The sequence below is a fragment of the Massilia sp. P2_C2 genome, from assembly GCF_056404615.1.
This window is the reverse complement of sequence record NZ_JBFUDR010000636.1, coordinates 1-969: the sequence shown is the minus strand read 5'-3', so window position 1 is coordinate 969 and position 969 is coordinate 1. Positions and strand designations below refer to the sequence as shown.

Below are 969 nucleotides of genomic sequence, written 5' to 3'. Positions count from 1 at the left end.
GTGCAGGACGACCATGGCGAGATCGCCCTGCCCGACCACTGCGCCACGGCCTTCTTCCGAATCCTGCAGGAATCGCTCACGAACATCGTGCGGCACGCCAACGCGACGCGCGTGAAGGTGGAGCTGCGCCTGAACGGCGGCTGGCTGTCGCTGACGGTGTGCGACAACGGTTGCGGCCTGCCGCCTGGCGGGCGCAACAAATACGGTTCATTCGGTCTGGTGGGCATCGAGGAGCGCATCGTGATCCTCGGCGGCACGTGCGCCGTGTTCAGCGAACCGGACGGCGGCACGACCGTGATGGTGTCGGCACCCGTCGTCGACGGCCCCGTACTTTCCTTATCCCAAGAGCAGGAACAAGGTTCAGGCTCCGCCGTGATTTGAAGCCGCCCTCGTTTTCACATATCACCGGATCCTTTCAGGATGGCTCTACTTCATCCTGCAAATCTCGAATAGGAAAAATGCAATAAATGTTGTTTATTTGACAAATATCAATAACTAGGTGAATTGCCTCGTCTACATTGATTACGTGTAAGACACGTCTGCAAATCTGATAGTGTGTTGCCGTAAGTCATCACATGTAACACGGAAATATTGTTTCTCGGCAGTCGATTCACCGCACAACCATAACTAGGGAATAGCAGTACTCAACCAATCAATGAGGACGACAATGAACGCCAACGACCTGTTTAAAGCTGTGACGCAACTCGACCTGGAACCGATCAAGATGAAACTGATGCATGTGGAATCGGGTGAAGGCTGGAGCCTGGAAAAGGCCAATGCCGTCGAAAAGGAATACCGCCGCTTCCTGTGCCTGATGAAGATCTACCCGGACGAGGACACCGCGCCGCTGGTCGACGTCGACACGTTCTGGCACTACCACATCCTCGACACGATGAAATACGCCGCCGATTGCGAGCAGGTGTTCGGCTACTTCCTGCACCACTATCCGTACGTCGGCATGCGCGGCGA

The 969-nt window shown here is 55.6% G+C and carries 2 protein-coding genes; both read left to right on the top strand.

What is annotated here, in order from left to right:
• Positions 1–381 (top strand): sensor histidine kinase (locus tag AC1DYX_RS31515; protein ID WP_477266191.1); only part of this gene is annotated, 381 nt, incomplete at its 5' end.
• A 286-nt stretch (positions 382–667) separates the two neighbouring features.
• Positions 668–969: glycine-rich domain-containing protein (locus AC1DYX_RS31510; RefSeq protein ID WP_477266189.1), on the top strand; the 302-nt coding region annotated here is incomplete at its 3' end.